The 17,997-nt window shown below is 61.3% G+C and carries 14 protein-coding genes and 7 pseudogenes; 7 read left to right on the forward strand and 14 right to left on the reverse strand.

Annotated features, from left to right (window positions below; genetic code table 11):
- Positions 1 to 9 precede the first annotated feature (9 nt).
- From JHD07_RS11540 to JHD07_RS11550, 5 genes and pseudogenes are all read right to left on the reverse strand, one after another.
- A pseudogene (locus JHD07_RS11540) lies at positions 10 to 1,112 on the reverse strand (IS256 family transposase).
- A gap of 345 nt (positions 1,113 to 1,457) precedes the next feature.
- Positions 1,458 to 1,661: a transposase gene (locus JHD07_RS39755; protein ID WP_366864308.1), complete on the reverse strand. Its 204-nt coding sequence runs from the start codon at positions 1,659 to 1,661 to the stop codon at positions 1,458 to 1,460.
- Complete coding sequence (locus tag JHD07_RS39760; protein WP_283805292.1) at positions 1,636 to 1,779, reverse strand: hypothetical protein; 144 nt, start codon at positions 1,777 to 1,779, stop codon at positions 1,636 to 1,638. The genes JHD07_RS39755 and JHD07_RS39760 overlap by 26 nt, the downstream gene beginning before the upstream one ends.
- Positions 1,757 to 2,446: pseudogene (locus JHD07_RS39765) on the reverse strand (transposase). Before JHD07_RS39765 ends, JHD07_RS39760 begins: the two are co-directional and overlap by 23 nt.
- A 170-nt stretch (positions 2,447 to 2,616) precedes the next feature.
- A pseudogene (locus JHD07_RS11550) lies at positions 2,617 to 3,366 on the reverse strand (IS21 family transposase); the annotation flags it as partial.
- Between JHD07_RS11550 and JHD07_RS11555 the strand changes: the two are divergent.
- Together JHD07_RS11555 and JHD07_RS11560 are read left to right on the forward strand one after the other, a co-directional pair.
- Positions 3,356 to 4,901: pseudogene (locus JHD07_RS11555) on the forward strand (transposase family protein). The pseudogenes JHD07_RS11550 and JHD07_RS11555 overlap by 11 nt on opposite strands.
- Before the next feature lie 335 nt (positions 4,902 to 5,236).
- Positions 5,237 to 5,933 (forward strand): annotated as a pseudogene (locus JHD07_RS11560) (ISNCY family transposase); the annotation flags it as partial.
- Between the two features lie 6 nt (positions 5,934 to 5,939).
- Here JHD07_RS11560 and JHD07_RS11565 read toward each other — a convergent pair.
- Genes JHD07_RS11565 through JHD07_RS11595 form a run of 7 tightly spaced genes read right to left on the reverse strand, consistent with a single transcriptional unit; the run spans position 5,940 to position 13,037 of the window.
- The gene (locus tag JHD07_RS11565; protein ID WP_028139116.1) at positions 5,940 to 6,665 is read right to left on the reverse strand and encodes an ABC transporter ATP-binding protein; all 726 of its coding nucleotides are present in this window, start codon (positions 6,663 to 6,665) and stop codon (positions 5,940 to 5,942) included.
- Entirely contained in the window at positions 6,662 to 7,444 is a 783-nt protein-coding gene (locus tag JHD07_RS11570) for an ABC transporter ATP-binding protein (RefSeq protein ID WP_291622077.1), read from the reverse strand. Before JHD07_RS11570 ends, JHD07_RS11565 begins: the two co-directional genes overlap by 4 nt.
- On the reverse strand, positions 7,441 to 8,403 hold the full coding sequence (locus JHD07_RS11575) for a branched-chain amino acid ABC transporter permease (RefSeq protein WP_024342769.1): 963 nt from the start codon (positions 8,401 to 8,403) through the stop codon (positions 7,441 to 7,443). Before JHD07_RS11575 ends, JHD07_RS11570 begins: the two co-directional genes overlap by 4 nt.
- Before the next feature lie 2 nt (positions 8,404 to 8,405).
- Complete coding sequence (locus JHD07_RS11580; protein WP_024342768.1) at positions 8,406 to 9,281, reverse strand: branched-chain amino acid ABC transporter permease; 876 nt, start codon at positions 9,279 to 9,281, stop codon at positions 8,406 to 8,408.
- Between the two features lie 51 nt (positions 9,282 to 9,332).
- A complete protein-coding gene (locus tag JHD07_RS11585) occupies positions 9,333 to 10,538 on the reverse strand; it encodes an ABC transporter substrate-binding protein (RefSeq protein WP_080654978.1) in 1,206 nt (401 codons plus the stop codon).
- Complete coding sequence (locus JHD07_RS11590) at positions 10,516 to 12,219, reverse strand: FAD-dependent oxidoreductase (protein WP_024342766.1); 1,704 nt, start codon at positions 12,217 to 12,219, stop codon at positions 10,516 to 10,518. Before JHD07_RS11590 ends, JHD07_RS11585 begins: the two co-directional genes overlap by 23 nt.
- 47 nt (positions 12,220 to 12,266) lie before the next feature.
- Positions 12,267 to 13,037 carry a glucose 1-dehydrogenase gene (locus tag JHD07_RS11595; protein ID WP_024342765.1) on the reverse strand — a complete coding sequence of 257 codons (771 nt, stop codon included), beginning with the start codon at positions 13,035 to 13,037 and terminating at the stop codon, positions 12,267 to 12,269.
- Between the two features lie 151 nt (positions 13,038 to 13,188).
- Here JHD07_RS11595 and JHD07_RS11600 point away from each other — a divergent pair, with 151 nt between their 5' ends.
- The 5 genes and pseudogenes from JHD07_RS11600 to JHD07_RS11620 all read left to right on the forward strand — a co-directional run.
- Positions 13,189 to 14,019, forward strand: coding sequence for an IclR family transcriptional regulator (locus JHD07_RS11600; RefSeq protein ID WP_024342764.1), 831 nt, complete (start codon positions 13,189 to 13,191; stop codon positions 14,017 to 14,019).
- Positions 13,964 to 14,245 (forward strand): hypothetical protein, encoded by a 282-nt coding sequence (locus tag JHD07_RS11605; protein WP_155248752.1) that lies wholly within the window; start codon positions 13,964 to 13,966, stop codon positions 14,243 to 14,245. Before JHD07_RS11600 ends, JHD07_RS11605 begins: the two co-directional genes overlap by 56 nt.
- Positions 14,246 to 14,842: 597 nt before the next feature.
- Complete coding sequence (locus tag JHD07_RS11610; protein ID WP_210163721.1) at positions 14,843 to 15,112, forward strand: helix-turn-helix domain-containing protein; 270 nt, start codon at positions 14,843 to 14,845, stop codon at positions 15,110 to 15,112.
- The gene (gene istA, locus JHD07_RS11615; protein ID WP_245265958.1) at positions 15,109 to 15,801 is read left to right on the forward strand and encodes an IS21 family transposase; all 693 of its coding nucleotides are present in this window, start codon (positions 15,109 to 15,111) and stop codon (positions 15,799 to 15,801) included. Before JHD07_RS11610 ends, istA begins: the two co-directional genes overlap by 4 nt.
- A 118-nt stretch (positions 15,802 to 15,919) precedes the next feature.
- Positions 15,920 to 16,087 (forward strand): annotated as a pseudogene (locus JHD07_RS11620) (ISL3 family transposase); the annotation flags it as partial.
- A gap of 651 nt (positions 16,088 to 16,738) precedes the next feature.
- Here JHD07_RS11620 and JHD07_RS39770 read toward each other — a convergent pair.
- Positions 16,739 to 17,263 (reverse strand): annotated as a pseudogene (locus tag JHD07_RS39770) (CopD family protein); the annotation flags it as partial.
- Positions 17,264 to 17,551: 288 nt separating this feature from the next.
- Positions 17,552 to 17,893 (reverse strand): copper resistance CopC family protein, encoded by a 342-nt coding sequence (locus tag JHD07_RS11630; protein ID WP_028139113.1) that lies wholly within the window; start codon positions 17,891 to 17,893, stop codon positions 17,552 to 17,554.
- Positions 17,894 to 17,997 lie beyond the last annotated feature (104 nt).

Consider the following 17,997-nt stretch of genomic DNA (forward strand, 5'->3'; position numbering starts at 1 on the left):
TTGTGCTCATCAGCGGGCGGTTCCTGGAAACCGAGCGCCAAAGTGGATGGCGAACTGGCCCATTGCGGCGGTCCACTCGACCGGCCGCCGCCAATGAACGCCGGCGTTCCTGATGGCGAGGAACATCAGTTTGAGCGCCGCCTCGTCGGGTCGGGAAGCTGGCGGGGGTCTTGATGATCTTGCGCAGCGAACGATGCAGCGCCTCGACCGCATTGGTCGTGTAGATCATCTTGCGGATGCTTGGAGCGAAGGCGAAGAATGGCACCACATGCTCCACGCATTGCGCCAGATCTGGCCGATTGCGGGATAGCGCTTGCCCCATTCGGCCTCGAACTCCGCAAGCCTGAGCGCCGCCGCGTCGGCGCTCTCGGCCCGATAGATCGTCTTGATCGAGGGCAGGATCGCCTTACGGTCCTTCCAGGAGACGAAGGCAAGGCTGTTGCGGATCAGGTGCACGATGCAGTCTGCACCAGGGTCTGCGGGTAGACCGAGGTGATCGCTTCCGGAAAGCCCTTCAGCCCGTCGACCACGGCGATCAGGATGTCGTTGACGCCACGTGTCTTGAGTTCGTTGACGACCCGCAACCAGAACTTGGCGCCTTCGGTCTGCTCGATCCAGAGCCCGAGCACGTCCTTCTCGCCGTCGCTGTTGTAGGCCAGCGCGGCGTAACTGCCTTGTTCTTGACCAGGCCCTAGTCACGAATTTTGACCCGCATCGCATCGAAGAACACGATCGCGTAGACGCGTCGAGCGGCCGGCTCTGCCATTCCCGAACCTCATCGAGGACGGCGTCGGTCACCCGGCTGATCATATCGGGCGAGACCTCGGTGCCGTAGAGCTCGGCCAGGTGGCCTTGGATCTCCCGCACCGTCATGCCGCGGGCGTAGAGGCTTAGGATCTTGTCGTCGAAGCCATCAAACCGGGTCTGCCCCTTGGTGACGAACTGCGGCTCGAAGCTGCCTGCTCGGTCAGCTCCGCGCCGAGCGCACGCTCAATCAAGGCCTTCTTGAGCTGTTTGAACAGCCCGTTCTCGCCAGTCAGGTCCTCTGGCTTGCTGTAGTTCGCCAGAAGCTGGTCAAGCAGTTCAGGAGTGATCGTCGAATCAGTCCTCATGTGAGTCTCCCCTCACAGGTAAACTCACATACTTATACATCCTTCTGGACACCCTCGCGACTTGCTCGGCAAGGTGAGGCTGGCCGAAACAGGTCGCAGCCAACTTGGGCCACCTTAACTTTTCTTGCGTCGAAGCTTTTCGATCAGTCTGCGCTGCTCCTCGATGTCCTCGCTTTGGCTCTTCTTTGTTGGCCATTATTAGTCGCCCGAACGATCTGCCCGCACTGGGACTTGAATCCCGCAGGTAGACGTCTTTAGGTTCCAACCCGCTCCAACAGATCGTGCCCCGTTGCGTGGTGTAGCTGGCGGCGGGAGACCGCGTTCACCGGCAAGAGCCGGGGCAGGTCAGCTGGCGATCGCCGGAAGGCTGACGGTGGGATCATCGCTCAATGGCGCGATGGTTTCCAGCGTCATGTAGCGGGCGCGCTGGACGGCCCATTCATCGTTTTGCTCGAGCAGGATCGCGATGAGGCGAACGATGGCATCTTCATTGGGGAAGATGCCGACGACCTCGGTCCGGCGCTTAATCTCGCCGTTCAGGCGTTCGATCGGATTGGTCGAGCGGGAAGGTCATGTAGGCTAGCACATCGGTCTCGGCCTCGTCCAGGAAGCCGGCAAGCTTGGGCAGCTTGGGACGGAGCTGGTCAGCGACCTTGCGCCACTGCATGCGAGCGGGCCTCGGCATCGTCCTGGGCGAACGCGGTGGCGATGAAGGCGGAGACGACGCGCCGGCCGCTCTTGCCGGCATGGGCCAGTGCGTTGCGCATGAAGTGGACGTGGCACCGCTGGCCAACTGGCATTGAGCACCTTGGCGACGGTGGCCTTGATACCCTCATGGGCTTCGGAGACAACCAACTTGACACCACTCAAGCCGCGGCGGCGAGCTTGCGCAGGAACGCCGTCCAGAACGTCTCGGCCTCGGACGGGCCAATGTCCATGCCGAGAACTTCGCGCCGGCCGTCGCTGTTGACGCCGACCGCGACGATGACTGCGACCGACACGATGCGGCCATTCTGGCGCACCTTCACGTAGGTAGCATCGATCCACAGATACGGCCAGTCACCCTCGATCGGACGGGCGAGGAACGCCTTCACCTTGTGGTCGATCTTCGCACAGAGCGGGCTTACCTGGCTCTTGGAGATGCCACTCATCCCCATCGCCTGCACCAGATCGTCGACCGAGCGGGTCGAAACGCCTTGCACATAGGCTTCCTGGACCACGGCGGTGAGCGCCTTCTCTGCCATCCGGCGCGGCTCCAGGAAACCCGGGAAGTAGGAGCCCTTGCCCAGCTTGGGGATGCGAAGCTCGACGGTGCCGGCCCGGGTTTCCCAGATCCGGTCGCGGGGTAGCCGTTGCGCTGGGCCAGACGCTCGGGGTTCTTCTCGCCGTAGGCTGCACCGGCCTGGCCTTCGACTTCCAGCTCCATCAGCCGCTGGGCGGCAAAGCCGATCATTTCGCGCAAGAGATCGGCATCAGGGGTCTTCTCCACGAGCGTGGCGAGGTTGGCGTTGCGCCGGCCGACAATCTCGTCGACAAAAGCCCGGTAGTCATCGAGACTGGCGAAGTCGCGCGTGCCCCGCAGCAGCAGCGCATCCTCCAGGGCTAGCTTGAAATGAGATGCCTGCATTGTTGCGCGTTGGCGCCACGCCGTAATGGCCCATCAGTCCGGCGTAGCGCTGTGTCAGATCCTCCCGCGCATCGGCCGCCAGATTGCGGAACGCCGCCGACAGGCTGTCGATGCGATGCTCCCGCGGCACGCCGCCGAGCGCCCACAGGGCGTTCTGCAGGCCCTCGGCCAGGGCGACGAAGCTTTCGCCGCCGAGTACGACATGGGCATGCTCGAAGCCGGACAACGCCAGCCGGAAGTGATAGAGCCAAGCCTCACTCGCGATGGTGATGCCGAGCGCGCTCGTGCCGGTGAAGTCGGACAAACCCAGGCGGCCGGGCTCGTGCTCCTGGCGGAAGATCACGTCCTGTTCGGGGCCGTTGAGCCCCGCCAGGCATTGATGCGCCGCTCCAGCGTGCGTCGGATGTTGGGGGCTAGGTCGGGATGCCGTCGGCGCAGCTCGTCCAGCACGCCGATCACGCGGATGCCGGGCGCAGCCTTCAGGATCGGGACGATCTCGGTCTCCCAATAAGGCGCGAGCGGATCGGACCGGCGCCGGCCCCGCGGCGTCTTCTTCTGCGATGGCAGGCGCGAGTCGCCCTCGATCCGATAGGCACTCGCTTTCGGGAACCCCGCCTTGGCCGTGGACGAGTTGCTGACAGTGAGCGAGCGCTACAGAGGAAGCAGTCGGCCTGACAAGAAGAGGATCATCGACGAGTTTGCCGCTGCGGCAGGTTATCACCGGAAGCACGCGATGCGCGTATTGCGTGCTGGTCCGGCCCAAAGCAAGCGTAGGCATCACGGCCGTCACGGCGTATCTACGGAGAAGCCGAGCGCGGGGCGCTGATTGTGCTTTGGGAGGCGTCGGACCGAGTATGCGGCAAGCGCTTGAAGGCGATCATACCGACACTGATCGAGGCGATGGAGCGCCACGGCCATCTGGCGCTCACCGCCGAAGTACGTACATCTCTCTTGTGGATGAGCGCGGCCACGATTGATCGAGGGCTGCGGCCCCAGCGCGAGCAGTGCAGCCCAAAGCGTAGGCGAGCGGGTGCCATCTCAACGATTCGCCGCTCGATCCCTGTGCGCACATTCTCGGACTGGCGCGATCCACCTCCTGGATACGTGGAAGCGGATCTTTTCGCACATTCTGGTCCGGTGACGCGTGGGTCTTTCGTGCAGACGCTGGTGATCACGGATATCGCATCGGGCTGGACTGAGCTGGCGCCGCTCGTGGTTCGCGAGCAGACCGTGCTGGTGGATGTACTTCGCGAGGTCCGCCGTAGGCTTCCATTCCCGTTGCTGGGCTTCGACACCGACAACGATACAGTGTTCATCAACGAGACAGTACGTGACTACTGCGCGACGGAGAAGATCGAGTTCACGCGATGTCGGCCGTATCGTAAGAACGATCAGGCGCACGTTGAGCAGAAGAACGGCGACATCGTTCGGCGAATGGTCGGATATCGCCGATACGAAGGGGTCGCGGCAGCCGAGCAACTGGCGAAGCTCTACGCGCCGGCTCGACTGTTCGTGAATGCCTTCCAGCCGTGCTTCAAGCTCGCTGAGAAGACGCGCAACGGTGCCCAGGTGAAGAAGCGCTATCACAAGCCGCTGACGCCGTGCGACCGACTGCTGACTGATGGTCGTGTGGACGCCGTATCGCGCCAGCGCATCGCCGAGCTTCGTGCCGATCTCGATCCGGTCCGGCTATTGGCCGAGATACGCAGCGCACAACGAGCACTTCTCCGCTCGCGGACGCGGCGGACAACGCGTCGATCGCGGCCTCGAGGTCGGAGCCGACGGTGCCGCTCGACAGCTTCGTCGCCGGGCTGCGCACCGCCTGGCAAGGTGGGGAGATTCGTCCGACATCTCAGCCGAAGCTGAAAGCAAAGCGCGGCCGGCGCCGTCTCGACCCTCTCGTCGCGGTGACCAATGATCTGCATTCCTGGTTCGACGCCGATCCGTCCTTGTCCGGTCGTCAGTTGCTCGACCGATTGCAGGCCGAGTACCCCGGAGAATATCCGGACGGGCTTGTACGCACAGTGCAACGGCGCCTAAAGATCTGGCGTAGCGCCATGGCACATGAACTCGTGTTCGGGCGAGATCTGGGAGCCTCCGAAGCTACTCTCGCAGACGCACAGCGTCCGGAGCCAACATCAGCCGCAGGTTTGCAAACCTAAAGTCCATCCGGATGGACCGAGCGTGGCGTCGTGCTCGTCACCGTCAAGGTGTGGCCTGTCGACTTCGGCCCCAGCCTCCAGGTCGATCCGACGGCCAACCTTGACGGCGCCTGCGCGCGCCGCCATCGGGCTGCCATGCCGGAAAGGACAATTGCGCGATGCGCGGCATCGCCTCACTTGACAGGAATAAACGAAAATAGGCTCGGGAACAAACTTGGGTGAGGCAATACGAAGTCTCACCTTGATCGCCGCCGCGCAAAAGACGCCACGGGTGGCCGGCTTCAGATCGGAATACCTGGCCGGCTTCGAATTGGAACGCATGGCCGGCTGCGTTGGAATCCGCAACCATGCGCCGATGGGGCCTGGCGGTCGGCCCTCAAGTGCTCAGGCAGGTTCATGATCGGGTCGTGAAGCTTGCCCATGAGAACGGCGTCATCGCGAGACGGCGGATGCGCGTGGACACGATCGTCGTGGAGACCAACATCCACTATCCGACCGACAGCACGCTGCTGGGGGACGGAGTGTGGGGTGTTAACCCGGACCATGAAGAAGATCACGGGGATCGTCGGCGCGGCCGGAACCAAGCTGCATGACCGCAGCCGGAGCGTGAAGCTGCAGTCTGTTCGAGATCGCGCGAATAGCGCGCGCCAAGGTCCCGCTCAACCGGGACCGGCTGCAGCGGCGGTATCGTCGCTTGCTCGATACGACGAGCCGGGTCGCAGGACAGGCGAAGCGGTTCTCGGCGGAGATATCGCAAGGCGTAAAGCGATCGGCGGATGTTCTGCAGCAATCGCGCTGGAGGGCCTGCGCGCGGAGCTTGAGGAGATGGTGCCGCTGGTGCGGCAGGTGATGCGTCAGACCCGGGCGCGCCTCTTCCATGGCGACACCCATGTCGAGGGCAAGATTCTGAACGTGTTCGAGCCGTCGACCGAGGTCATCCGCAAGGGCAAGGCCGGCAAGCCCAACGAGTTCGGCAAGATGATCAAGCTGCAAGAAGCCGAAAACCAGATCATCGTCGACTATGAAATCTACGCACATTCAGACGCTCGATCGTCCTCCCAGAAACGCTTCGATGAAGGTCTGATCCGAAAGCAGCGCCGCGCCCGTGCCTTGCTTGACGACACAACCCAGGGAAAGAACGCATGCCTGGTCGGCAATGCGTAACGCCGCGTGCGCATTCTGCTCAACCAGAAGAATGCCTAGCCCGTGGGCGTCGCGCAGCTTAACGATGAGCTTGAATATCTCCGCGACGACGATGGGAGCCAGGCCCATCGAGGGCTCGTCCAGCATCAATAGCTTCGGATCTGCGATCAAGGCTCTACCGATCGCGAGCATCTGCTGCTCACCGCCCGACATCGTGCCCGCAGCCTGCGAGCGTCGTTCGATCAACCTCGGAAAGAGCTCGTAGACCCATTTCATCCGCTCCAGCACTCGCTCTCGGTCTAGGCCGTACCCGCCGAGCATCAGGTTTTCCTCGACGGCGAGTTCGGCGAAGATCCTTCTCCCCTCCGGCACGTGTCTTATCCCGGCACGAGCGATGACTGCCGGCGCCCTACCGAGAATAGAGTGTCCGCGGCAGAGAATGTCGCCGTCGCTGGGGCGGATGAAACCGGAGATAGTGTTCAGTAGCGTCGATTTCCCTGCGCCGTTCGCTCCGACGAGCGCCAGGATTTCGCCTTCTCGCACCGAGAGCGAAACGCCGTGCAATACTTCGACCGATCCATATCCCGCCCGCAGGCCGTCGACCTCCATGAGGGCCGTCATGCGACTTCCTCGACTATCCCGAGATATGCCGCGATTACATCCTTATCGGCCTTGATGGTTTCTGGCGCTCCTTCGGCCAGCTTTCGCCCGAAGTTCAGCACGACGATGTGGGACGAAATCGACATCACCATTCCCATATCGTGTTCCACTAGCAGGACGGCACGGCCATCGGCGGCGATGCTCACGAGGAGTGAAGCGAGTTCATCCGCCTCGCTCCGGTTGAGCCCTGCTGCCGGTTCGTCGAGCAGCAGAAGTTTCGGGTCTTGCGCGAGTGCGCGCGCGATTTCGACCCGGCGCTGATGGCCGTACGGCAGATCGGCCGCAGGCCGCCCCCACCATTCCTCGGAGACCCCTACCCGCGCGAGGCATGTGCCGGCGCGTTCGGCAAGTTCTTCGTTGTCGGCCATGACAAGCCATGGGCGGAGTAGAGAACCCAGCAGGCCATGCTTTCCGAAGCGATAGGCGCCCGCCATGACGTTCATCAGAACGCTCATGCCCTGGGCCATCTGCGGCGTTTGGTAGGTGCGGGCGATTCCGGCCCTAGCACGCATATATGCGGGCGTTCCCGCAAGATCGCGTCCCTCGAGGCGTATCGTTCCTCGGTCGGCCGGGAGAACACCCGTGAGGAGGTTGATCAATGTCGTTTTTCCGGCCCCGTTCGGACCGATCAAGGCAGTCACCTCGCCGCGCGCCATGAAAAACGACACGTCTGCAACGGCGTGGACACCGCCGAAGCTTTTGGAAACGCCAGCGATTTCAAGGGTCGCTTGGAGCGTCATGCCGACTTCCGCCGGAACGTGAAAACGCGGAATAAGGTCTCGCCCAAGCCGTTCGGCGCGAACAACATGATCAAGATCATCGCGACCCCATAGACCACTTGCTTGGCTTGATCAAATCCTTCGAGGAGGTTCGGCAGGACTATGATAGCGAAGGAGCCGAACATGGCTCCCCAGATCGTGGACAATGAGCCGACGATCACCATCATTAGAAGCTCAATGGAAAGACCGACGCCGAAGGCGGAAGCATTGAACGAGCGGAGATAGAGCGCCAGGAGCCCTCCAGACAAGCCAGCGAGCGAGGCGGAAACGGCGAAAATCATGGACTTCGCCCGCGCCGTGTTCATGCCTATGCATTCGGCGACGAGCTCCGACGATCGCAGGATCATCAATCCCCGTCCGAACCGACCGTCGACGATACTGGCTGCTATCGCTGCGGCAAGGCAGAGCGCGAAAATCGACAGCCAGAAGACCACGCGCTCGTGGGCGAGACCCGCGAAGGCCATGCTCGGCAGATCGACGATCCCCGGATCGAGCCCGCCGGTCACATCGCGCACCTGTGCTGCTACCACGTAGAAGACCGCACCCAGCGCTAACGTACCGAGAGCGAGGTTATGTCCCGACAATCTCAGGATTGGACGAGCGATCAAAAATCCGAGGATGCCGGGTAGTACGACCGCTGCGGCCAGCGCGAACACGACAGGCAATCCCAGCCGCTGTAGACAGAACGCTACGGTGTAGGCACCGATCCCAACGAAGGCTCCGTGTCCGAGCGATACTTGGCCGGCGTAGCCGACAAGCAAAGTCAGCCCGACGGCCGCAACCGAATGAATCATCGACAAGATGATGACCGAACGGTGAAATTGGCTCGATACGCAGAATTCGACGAGTGCGAGTAAAGCGGCTACCAACGCCAAAATCTGCCAGTCGCGACGCAGCCTCGAAGTCTTGTGCAGTGTCATCGTCAGACCCTGCGCACGACGGCTTTTCCGACGAGCCCCTGAGGCCGCAGGATCAACACGAGTATGAGAAGCATAAAGCTTACCGCATCCTTGAAGCCAGATGCCACGAATCCCGAGGTGAGGCTCTCGACGAGGCCTATCAACAGGCCACCTACGACGGCGCCCAGCGGATTGCCTAATCCCCCGGCGACAGCGGCCGCAAAGCCTTTCAGTCCGAGAAAAATGCCGTTTTCGTAGAATGCCGCGGACATCGGAGCGAGCATCGCCCCCGCGAGACCCCCGATGGAGCCGGCCATGATCATGGCCAGAGCCGCCGTCCGCCTGGGTTCTATTCCGCAAAGCGCGGCCGCCCGAGGTTCCTGGCTCGCGGCACGCATGGCCTTTCCCAGCATCGTCCGGGAAAAAACGTACCAGAGCGCCGCGCTGACGACGACGAGAACCATAATGATCCAAAGCCCTTGGCTAGGGATGTAGACATTGCCGAGCAGCACGAGCGGGAGCACGCCGAATTCCGGCACGAAGCTGACATCCCTGCCGAAGGCGAGAGCAGCGGCGCCCCGCAATGCCAATGCCGACCCGATCGTCAACATGACGAGCGTGAGGGGATCTGAGTTTCGCGCCCCATCGAGCACGCCGCGCTGCAGGACCCACCCGACGAGCGCGCATCCGGCAATCGCGGCAAGGATTCCGACCGGGATCGGCACTTTCGCGGCGGCGACGAGTCCCGCCAGAAGCACTCCACCAAGCATCATAAATTCGCCGTTGGCAAAATTGATGATTTTAGTCGCATTGTAGACGATGGTGAAGCCCAACGCAGCCATGCCGTAGACGCAGCCTACGACGATGCCGGAGACCACCACTTGGAGAAACATATCCATCGAATCCTTCGGAGGGTAGCCGGGTGACGCGTGTGCGGTCGGCCGCGCCGATCACTTCACCACGACGAACTTCCCGTTCTGAATCTTGAGCATGACCATTGACTGAGACGACGCATCGAGGCCGTTGTGGTTGTCAGCCGTGAACTTAAATATGCCGTTCGCCCCCGGGAAGCTAATGCCGTCGGCCATCGCTTCGGCGAGTTTCGCGCGATCAATGCTGCCGGTCTTTTTCACCGCCTCCTCTACAAGCCTGAGCGCGTCGGCTGGATGACCGATGAACGTCGTGGCGTCCGACTTGTATTTGGTTTTGTAGTCCTCCGCGAGCTTGCTGACCACGGCACGCATGGGATCGTCCGCGGGAAGGCTCTCCGGTGCAAGGAGACGCATGGAAGATACGAACGAGTTCTCCGCGGCCGCACCGGCCTGCTCGATCAACTGAGGGCTTGCAGCTCCATAAGAATTATAGATTGGTTTGTTGAAGCCGACGGCGGCGGCGTTCTTGAGGATGATCGTCGGGCCGGGGTTCACGCTCCAGATAAGAAGCGCGTCGGCGCCGCTCGATCGAATCTTGAGAACTTGCGGTGTCATGTCCGTATCGCGCGGTCCGAATTCCTCGGCTGCGACTATCTTCATTCCGGTCTTGCTGGCGACTTCCTTCACCACGCTGGCACCCGCCTGACCATATCCGTCGTTCGAAGACAGCAGACCGATGGAATGGATGCCCTTGCTCTTCATAAAATCCAGAAGATGCTCGGCGACGATGCGATCGGTGGGCGGCGTCTTGAACACAAACGGTGTAGGCGGCACGACAACGGTTTCGGCGCCGGCCATCGAAATCAGCGGCACCTTCATCTCGTTCGCAACCGACCGGATGGCGAGACTTTCGCCCGTGGTCGACGGACCGATTACGACCGAGACGTTGTCGGAATCTGCGAGGCGCCTGAACTGCTGTGCCGCGAGGGTTCCGTTGCCCTCAGTGTCATAGAAGAAGGGCTTGACCTTATAACCTGACATACCACCGCGGGCATTGATCTGTTCGACGAGCAGCTCAAACACGTTTTTCTGCGAAGCGCCGAGGAACGCTGCAGGACCGCTTGCCGCCATCAAGGCACCGATCCGGATCTCCTTGTCCTCGGCGTTAGCCGGGAGGATCACTGTCGCGATGAGACCTGCCGCAAGAAGCGCTCTGCGTATCACCATGGTATTTCCCCCTTGTTTATCGATTGATCCCGGTTCAAGATCTTGCGCCCGCAGCATGCAGGGCCGCGATGTACCCGAAAGTCATTCCGGGACCCAGCGTGATGCCACCACCGGAATAGTTGCCTCCCAGCACGCTCGCCATATCGTTGCCGACTGCGTAGAGCCGGGGAATCGGACGTCCGTTCGCGTCGATGACTCGTGCGTGAGCGTCGGTGCGTAGGCCTGCGAAGGTACCGATGTCACCGGGAACGACGCGAACCGCGTAAAAGGGGCCGTTCGCGATCGGCGCCATACACGGGTTCGGCTTGACTTTTGGATCTCCATGAAAGCGATTGTACGCTGTCGATCCTTTTCCGAAGACCGAATCCGTTCCGGTGGGAACGTCGGCGTTCCATTTGGCGATGGTCCTTTCGAACTCGCCAACCTCGATGCCGGCATTGTTAGCGAGGTCGGCAAGCGTTTCGCCGACGATGAGATATCCCGAACGGATTGACGGACCAAGCGGCAGGGGCGCCGGCTTCACATGGCCCAACCCGTATTTTCGGATGGTCTTGTGATCGGCGATCAGAAATGCCTCGACGGGCTTGTCCGACGAACATGCGTGTTTCATGCCTTGGACGAAGTCATGATAGCTGTTCGACTCGTTAACGAAACGATGTCCCGCGCGCGTGACGGCGATCACTCCAGGTTTGCCGCGATCAATGAAGTGAGGGAACGGTCCTTTGGTGCCGTCTTCGCGCGGCACCAAGCTCGTCGGAGCCCAAGCCGCCGCATTCGGATAGCCTTTCACCGCGTTTCCGCCGACGGTCTCCCCGAGACGAATGCCATCGCCCGTATTGCCCGGGCTGGCTGCAGACCAATGCTCGTCGAGATCCGCGCGGTGGCCGTAGAGCGTTTGCCGACGAGCAATATCCAGAGGAAATCCGCCGCAAGCCAAGACTACACCGTGACGAGCGACGATATGACGAGAGCCTTTCGGCGTCTGAACCTCGGCACCCGTCACGGCCCCATTCTCGTCCTGAAGAAGGGCCTTAACCGGACTGTCCAGCCACAACTCGACTCCGAGATCTCGCGCGGAGCGGAAAAGCCTGGCGGCCAGAGCATTACCATTCGTCAGAAGCTGGCTTCGTCCCTTTAGGAGCCGATCGAAACCGTACTTCGTAAGGCGGCGCGCCACATAGACAAAGGATTCCAGACGCTGGGTAGCTCGGTAGAAGTGCCAAAGCTCTTTACCGGATCCAATGGCGAGACCAAACAGAGTGAGTTCGGGGCGCGGAGGCCGCAATCGCTCGATGTCTTCGCCCAGAATTTTAGCATCCACCGGTTTCGTGAGTATCGACCGGCCACCAGGTGTTCCGCCTGGGGCATCGGGGTGATAGTCCGAAAAAAGAGGGGAAGCCTCGAAACGGACGGCCGTCTTGTCTTGCATGAAGGAGACCATTTTCGGCCCGGCTTCGAGGAAGGCTTCGACCCGCTCCGCGTCGTAGTGATTGCCAGCTTCGTGACGCATGTATGCCCGCGCGGCATCCATGGAATCCTTGATGCCTTCGGCCGCATCCAGATGATTATTGGGTATCCACAGGTAGCCACCGGAGAGGGCTGTCGTTCCGCCGAAGACTGCCTCTTTCTCGACGACGATGACCTTCAGTCCGTGTTTGGCCGCGACTACGGCCGCCGTGAGTCCGCTTGCGCCCGATCCGGCGACGAGGAGATCGTATTCCAGAAGACTTTCGGGCATCGAACTTCCCTGCTGTCGACGTTGTGCTCTTGATCGGGACGCTGCGCTCAGTTCGCCAGATATCCACCGTCGACCGGGAGCATGACGCCGGTGACGTAGGAGGAGAGCCGCGAGGTCAGAAAGATGGCCGGGCCTACCAACTCGTCGGGTTCGCCCACTCGCCCCATGGGCGTGTGACGGAGGAAGCGATTGATGGCATCGGGATTGGCGCGCGTCGTTTCGGTCATCGGCGTGGCGATGACGCCCGGCGCGATCCCGTTGACCCTGATGCCGTGCTCTGCGAGATCGACCGCCAGGGCCGTCGTCAATTGCTTCACCGCGCCCTTCGAAGCCGCGTAGGCCGCTGAATTCTGGTAGGCAACGAATGATGCGATCGAGCCGATATTGAGGATCCGGCCCTTCGTGCGAAAGAGTTGGGGAAGCAGCGAGATCGCCATGGTGGCGCAGCCCCGGACGTTTATGGCTATCTGTTCGTCCAAGTGGTCGAGAAAAGCAGGATCGTCGGGAGGTGTCCGTCTAGTGATGCCGGCATTGTTCACAAGGATCGAAATGTCGCCGAAAAATTCTGCCGCGCGAGCCGCCGCCGCCTGACAGGCCTCTCGGTCTGCCACGTTCAATCCGATGCCGACAGCTCTCCCGCCAGCGCTCACTATAGCCTCGGCCACCGCCCCAACTCCTGCTGCATTCAGATCGGAAACGATCACGCTTGCACCGCTGGCGGCCATTCCTCGCGCTATCGCAGCTCCATTACCTTGGGCTGCGCCTGTGACGAAAGCGACGTCTCCTTCCAAGAGCCTGGAGACCGCTCCTCCAACCATGACGTTCCTCCCAAAGTGCGATCCATTTCGAAAGCTAGATTTTATATTGTGTAACATAATTCTTATATTGTAATTCTTATTTCCTTCTCGAAACGCGTCAAGAGGCTTTTTTGGTTTTGACAATTACCTTCGGTTTGGGCAGGCCGGTCGCATGCTGAGAGAGAATCGCGCGCAAACAAGGAGAAGCGCCTCGGAGTCGCCTCAACTCGGGATCCAGTCGGTTGAAGTCGCCGGCGACATCCTGAACGCCTTGATCCAAGCCGACGGACCTTTGAAGCTGGCGGAACTGGCGCAGCGCGCTGGGATGCCGTCCGCCAAAGCACATCGCTACCTGGTGAGTCTGATCCGGATCGGTCTTGCTACCCGCGACGGAGTATCGGCGCGCTATGACCTTGGCCCAATCGCACTACAGTTGGGCCTAAAGGGGTTCTCGAGATTCGAGCCGCTCCGGTTCGCGGAGGCGACCTTACGCGAAATCGTCGACCAAGTCGGCGAAACTGCCGCGCTGGCAGTTTGGGGGGAGAAAGGACCTACGATGATCCGCATCATCGAGGCCCGCCACGAGTTCGCTACGACGATTGCGCTCACCCATCATTGCCCGATGACCTATTCCGCAACTGGGCTACTGTTCTGTTCGTTCGAAGATGCCGCCAGAACCGATACAGTGATCGAGCGCGAACTCGAACAGAATCGGCGATCGGGAAGGCTGAACGTCCCGCACGATGGCGCCATCTTGGCTCGAGCGATCCAGGAAACCCGGGCGCGTGGATTTGCCTGCATGTCTGATGGAGGCGGCGACGGGTATGGGGCGGTGAGCGCTCCGGTGTTCGATGTGACCGGCAGCCTTTGCATGGCCTTGACAGTCTTCGGCCGAGCAAATCGGGTGGACGCAAGCCCAGATGGAGTCTTGGGCAAGGTGGTCGCCGATGCAGCCCGACGACTTTCCGGATCCCTCGGGTACAGAGAACCAGGCTCGAGCTGAGCGCCACGGACATTTCGCGAGCATCGACATCAAAACGGTCACCGCCGATGCTGGCTATGTCTACGCCAAGATTTTCGGCGCGATCGAGCGGCGCGGCATCGACGCACTATCAATGGCTTTCGAGAACCGCGTAAATCTGGCGACATCGTGCGCGCGGCGAGATTGGGCGGGAAGCTATTTCCTTGCGGATGGCGGAAGACGTTGTTTCCCCACGACGGGCTGGTAGCCGAGGCGGGGAGCTGTCCCCGGGTTGCGCAGCGCCCCGCCTCGGCGGATAGGGAACGGGTCCCTGAACAGACCAACAGGCGCGGCGCCGTCGTAACCCTGCAAAGTGAAGCGGAGCCGCGCCTGTACCCAATCCACCAACAGTCTGCGTGATCGGCAGACCGCGGATTGCGTGGCGCGCAGTATAGCGGCCATCGCGCATCCGTCGAGCCTCACGTCGGCCTCGTCTTCGGCATTTGCCGGGGATCGCCGATGCAGGCCGCAGGCCGCTTGTTCTTGTGTGCCCGTTGCCGGGCCCAGGTGCTGATCTGTGGCCGTTGCGATCGCGGCCAGCGCTATTGCACTGCCGAGTGCTCCAGGACGATGCGACGGGCGAGCGTGCGCGACGCCGGCCGGCGCTATCAACGCACCCGTCGCGGCCGCCATCTGCATGCGGCTCGCGCCCGACGTTACCGGGCCCGCAATAAAATCGTGACGCATCAGGGTTCACCCTGTCCGGCCATGGATGATGTAGTGCCGCCGGCCTCGATCGCTGTCGCCGGCGGACAACCGGCATGTCTCGAAGGCCCAGCGGCGACAGCGATTCGCGTTCATCACGATGCTGTCGCTGCTGCAGCCGGCTGCCACCGTTCGTGCGGCTCGACTTCGTGCGACGTCGCAGGCCCTCCCTCGATCCACCCGACTGACCACGGAGCGTGTTCGTGACTATCCCGGTGAACTGGAGGCCCGGATTCTGCGCCTGCATCACGTCGAGAAGTGGCGCTGCGGCACCATCGCGCGCCAGCTCCACTTGCATCACACGACCGTGCGTCGCGTGCTGCGCAGGCTGGACCGCCCCGGCATGGGCCGCAGTTGCGCTCCGCCATGATCGACCCTTATCTGCCGTTCATCCGGCAGACCTTGACCAAATTTCCCGACATCACCGCCAGCCGGCTGCATGCCATGGTGCGCGAACGCGGATACCAGGCGGCCCTGATCACACTGATCAGCTTGTATCGGCCAAGGCCAGCAGCCGAGGCCTACCTGCGGCTGCGCACGCTGTCTGGCGAGCAGGGCCAGGTCGACTGGGCTCACTTTGGCCATATACAGATCAGTCGCGCCCGCCGGCCGCTGATGGCCTTTGTGATGGTGCTTTCGTACTCGCGCGACATCCACCTGCGCTTCTTCCTCGATGCGCGAATGGAGAACTTTTTGCGCGGCCACGTCGGCGCCTTCAATACCTGGTGCGGCGTGCCGAGAGTCCTGCTCTACGATAATTTGAAGAGCGCGGTGCTCGAGCGCCAGGGGGAGGCAATCCGTTTTCATCCGACGCTCCTGGCATTCGCGGGCCACTATCGCTTCGAACCCCGGCCCGTGGCGGTTGCCCGCGGCAACGAGAAGGGCCGGGTTGAACGCGCGATTCGTCACGTTCGCGACGCCTTCTTCGCCGCGCGCAGCTTTACCGATCTGGCCGACCTGAACGCCCAGGCCGAGCACTGGTGTCGCGGCCAGGCGGCCGACCGGCCCTGTCCCGAGGATCGGACCATGACCATTCGGCAGGCCCTGGCTCAGGAATAGCGGCAACTGCTGCCGCTGCCGGAGAACCCCTATCTGGTCGAGGAGCAGTTGCCCGTAAAGGTCGGCAATCAGCGAGCGGAATGCTTGGAGCAAGGCGTATCACGGCGTCCACTGCGATGATGATTGGGCTTGGCGGCGCAATCACCGATACGCCAGCATCATCTGCAACCCGGAAAGGCGCCGGGTAGTTACCTTGCTGCCGGATCGTGAGCCCGCGACCGCCCAAGCCTGGCTGGCGGCTCATCCCACGATCTCGGTCGTCGCTCGCAATCGTGGCGGTGGATATGACTAAGCATGGGAATGTGCAAGCAGCATCGCGCCTCCGATGGCAACCAGCAGCGGAAAGGCCAGGGTCGCCCTTTGGTCTTTTTTGGGACTCGTTTGCACTCTCCATTCGAAAAAGTACGATAAGCAGCTCAAATATTCGATGCTGCGCCACCTCCACATCGCGCATCGATTCGAAAAAGCCGATCTGACCGATTGGCCACGCTTCTTCATCTGCGCGGAAAAACAAAAAGGCTGCCAGAGCCATGAAGAGCAGCGGCCAGTGCCGAGCCCATCTGCCCCATCTGGAGTGCTGAATCAACGCGAGAACGCCGATCAGCATGACGAAAATGCCAGCCCAATGGTGGTTGTATTCGGACCAGGCCACGTCTTCCGCATTGCGGGGCAATATAATGCCTTCTCCAGGCACATAAGCCCGGGGCCCTGGGATTCGCCGCGCATCCGCTTCAGCGATTTGGGCCTGCAACTGGTTAATCGTCAGTTGGTCCGAGCTGGGGCTGGTGAGGCGCGGCCATTGCGGCGAGAAGCGCTCGACAATTTCCGGCCAGGTAACCCTGTCCTGCACAAGGCCGATTGCCGGAGGCAAGGACGTAAGCGAGGCTGCAGCCAGCAAGACAGTTAGGCCAATGCCGATCTCGGCCTCCGCGAAACGCTTCAAACGAAGAATGGAGGTGGACGGATCGCGCTGTAGCTTTTCCACGATGAGGTAATTCGCTCCGCCGAGCCCGAGCAACATGAGGAGAAGTGCAATCTTGGTCGTCACCATGACACCGCAAGCCGTGCCATAGATCGCCTCAGGCACGCCGATGTAACCGAAGGCCATCAGCATCCCACTGCCAATGATGACTGTGACAGAGGTAAGCGATATAGCCGAATAACGTCGCCCAACAACTCTGCAATCGGTGCCGTCCCGAGAGAGACCCAACGCGAGAAGAAAATAGGGGAGGCCGCCGATCCAGATGGCTGCGCCGGTCATATGCAACGCATCTGCGAGTAGATAGGGCCAGCGCAAACCTGGGCGGCTCACCGCATGGGTCAAGGAAAGCTGTCCGGCCAAAGCCGCGACCGCGAAGCTGATCAGCGCTGCCGTTCGCCACCCGCTTTCTCGTCCACAGCTTAAGAGGCCGATGCAAAGCGCGGCCAGCGATGGCGATATCGGCCCGAGCGAAATCAGCATCGAGCGTATCTCGCCAGGGGAGATCCAAGGTACCGGCAAGCACCGCCGCGTTGACTATCAGAGTGCTGAGCGTGAAGATGGCGAAAGCGATGCTACTATTGGCAAGGATGATACGGCATCGCCTTCCTATTTCGGAGCTTTCAGTCGAAAGTCGTAAGCTCAAGGGCTGCCAAAGCAAAACTGTAAAACCGATGCCGCCAAGCGTGAGAGATTGCGCGATGAGAAATAAGCCGCGCAGAATCACCGAAAGAAAGCCAAAGATCTCAGGGAAGGATGACACAGCGAGCTTTAGCGGACGCTGAAGGGAATATCGCCGCGGGTGATGTGACCGTCCACGCTCAAGACTTGCCAACGCAGGTGCCAGGCGCCAATCGCAAGAATTCTGGCGTCCGCTTCGAGGCTGTGTGGTAAATCTGGATCAGTTTTCAAGATGATCTCTTTGCCATCGGCTGTATAGAGCCGCAGCTTCGAACGAGCATGATCGATGCGGCTGTTGAAACGAAGGCGGATTGCCACGTCGCCAGCGGCGACACTGGCATCGACCGCCGGGGAGGACTGTATGACGATTGCATGAGAAAATGCTCTTTGCGAGTAGAGCAGCAATAAGGCAAACGCGAGAAGTAGCGACAATCTCCAGCGGTTAGCTCTCTTATTGCCGGCGGAAGTCCCGTGCGAGATAGTCGTCCGTTAAGAAGCCGATTGCAGCGATGAGCGGTCGCTGATTGCAGCGATGA

Source organism: Bradyrhizobium sp. (assembly GCF_016462955.1).
In the GTDB taxonomy this organism is placed as follows: Bacteria; Pseudomonadota; Alphaproteobacteria; order Rhizobiales; family Xanthobacteraceae; genus Bradyrhizobium.